We start from the raw sequence: 2,394 nt of genomic DNA, 5'->3' as shown, positions 1-2,394 counted from the left end.
CACGACCACACCTCATCGTTTAATTGAGATTCAAGCTGTGTAAGGCAAAAAATCAATTACAGCTTAGTGCATTACCCAGATTCCACCAGCCAATACGGAGAGAACCGTGATAAACGTTTGATACACCACATCCATAATGAGATTCCCGATACTGTCTCCATCTGCCTTGCGATTTTTAATCATGACATAAGTATGTGACCAAAGACCACTTAACCCGTATATGTACATCGTTACCAATACACCAACCCAAAAGTTCCCCTGGAACCATATGGCCATAATCCCCATAACTCCAAGCCCTACCTGGGAAAAACCGTATTTAACCTGAAATGGTCCACCAGGCCATCCTAACATTTTGGCTGTCTGATCCGCTCTGGCAATGTTGACAACATAACCAATCACTCCAACCAATCCAAACGTAACCACAAACTGATGAAGCAACAATACTCTGCTAATCTCGCTCATTTCCCCGGGAAAACCTAACACATACAGGTGTACTCCCCCTGAAATTAGACCTAACAACCATAGAACCAAAAACCACATGCCTGTCCCACTCCCGCCGTTTGTTATTTGGAATCATTTGTAACTAAATGTACAATCTTGTAGATACACACATTATATAATCGCTTTTACATTTGTCAATTCATACATAATTTTCTATTTTGTCGAAGCTTTTGTCATTTTTCTTCCACTGTACGCAAACAAGAAAACCATATAGTTCCATTTAACTTGAAAATAACAGGAATTTAGCCCTATTATTACATTAAAAGGTTTGAAACCTGCTTCTTTTTTAACGCTTCAAAAGAACCACAACTCATTTATTTGACACAGGTGATAATTCAATTATCATCTGTTTAGTCAGATACGATTACAGGATAACAGCAACTATCAATTAACATATAATATAAAAGAATTGACAACCAATCACTTTGTAACTATTATAGTTACAACGGTGGTGATTATCCCATGAGACAAATCAGCAGTCGCTTTTCCATTGCGGTTCATACCCTGTCCCTGATCGCTGTTATGCCCAATGAATGCACCGGAGATATGATCGCGCAGAGTGTGAATACCAATCCCGTGATTATTCGGCGGATTATGTCCAAGCTGAAACAGGCTGGTCTAATTGACGTCAGACCCGGTGTGGGCGGTGCTTCCTTGTTGAAAGATCCGGCCGACATTACCCTTCTCGATGTATATCGAGCGCTAGAGGTCGTGGAGGATGGGGAATTGTTTAACTTTCACAAACATCCGAATCCGAAATGTCCGGTTGGCAACATGATTGAACACACCTTGCGTGCCGAACTCATTGAGGCTCAGACAGCCATGGAACAGCGCTTGAATCGTGTAACCATACAGCAGATGATGGATCAGATTCATGTCTCTGAATAAAAAAGCTCATTATGAGCTTTTTTTAACCCTTTCGTTGTAATCACACCTGTTATAACATTTTTGATTACATCCATATGCAACCAACAACACATATCCTAGGAGGAAAAGAAAATGAAAATTTTGGCTACTGGCGCAACAGGTCAATTGGGTTCACTGGTTGTAGAGGCATTGTTAAAAACGGATTCTGCAAAAGATGTGGCAGTAAGTGTACGTAATCCAGAGAAAGCGGAAGCACTCCGCACTCAAGGCGTTGACGTGCGTCACGGTGATTTCGATCAACCGGAGACGTTGGAGAAAGCTTTTGCCGGTGTAGACCGTCTGTTGCTCATCTCCACCGATGGTGACAATGAAACGCGTATTCGCCAACATCAGGCTGCCATTGACGCTGCCAAGAACGCAGGCGTTGGTTTCATCGCTTATACAAGCGTTGTGAATGCAGAGAAAAACACCCTTTCCCTGGCGGAAGTTCACCGCGCTACAGAAAAAGCGGTTCGTGAATCCGGCATTCCGTATTCCTTCCTGCGCAACAACTGGTACCTGGAAAATGAAGCAGGCAGTGTGCAAGCCGCTACGCAAGGCGCACCTTGGGTTCATGCCACCAATGACAGCCAAGTAGGCTGGGCTACCCGCAGTGACTACGCCCATGCTGCTGCAGCTGTACTCGCAGGTGAAGGACATGAGAATACCGTATATGAATTGTCCGGCAAACTACGTACGCAAGCTGAACTGGCTGCCATTGTTGGTGAAGTGCTTGGACAGGAAATCAACGTGCAAAACGTGGACGATGCCGCCTACGCTGACATCATGAAAGGCGCAGGTCTACCGGACTTTGTCGTATCGATGCTTGTTGATATGCAAAGTGCCATCCGTGAAGGCGCATTGGCTGTAGAGAGTGATACTTTAGAGAAATTGCTTGGCCGTCCGGCTCAGCCACTTAGCGAAGGTATTAAAGCAATTTTAGGCAAGTAAGTTTTGGATATGAGAAAGGGACACACCAACCAATGT

Annotated in this window: 3 protein-coding genes; 2 read left to right on the top strand and 1 reads right to left on the bottom strand. The window is 44.2% G+C overall.

The window, feature by feature from the left end; genetic code table 11:
• Positions 1 to 63: 63 nt before the first annotated feature.
• On the bottom strand, positions 64 to 540 hold the full coding sequence (locus IFU39_RS15845; protein ID WP_026080959.1) for a DUF6790 family protein: 477 nt from the start codon (positions 538 to 540) through the stop codon (positions 64 to 66).
• A gap of 423 nt (positions 541 to 963) precedes the next feature.
• Between IFU39_RS15845 and IFU39_RS15840 the strand changes: the two genes are divergently transcribed.
• Positions 964 to 1,389: an Rrf2 family transcriptional regulator gene (locus IFU39_RS15840; protein WP_091013862.1), complete on the top strand. Its 426-nt coding sequence runs from the start codon at positions 964 to 966 to the stop codon at positions 1,387 to 1,389.
• A gap of 111 nt (positions 1,390 to 1,500) precedes the next feature.
• On the top strand, positions 1,501 to 2,358 hold the full coding sequence (locus IFU39_RS15835) for an SDR family oxidoreductase (RefSeq protein ID WP_192133593.1): 858 nt from the start codon (positions 1,501 to 1,503) through the stop codon (positions 2,356 to 2,358).
• Positions 2,359 to 2,394 lie beyond the last annotated feature (36 nt).

It is taken from the genome of Paenibacillus sp. CFBP 13594 (assembly GCF_014842675.1).
In the GTDB taxonomy this organism is placed as follows: Bacteria; Bacillota; Bacilli; order Paenibacillales; family Paenibacillaceae; genus Paenibacillus; species Paenibacillus amylolyticus_B.
This window is presented reverse-complemented; position numbering and strand designations above follow the sequence as displayed.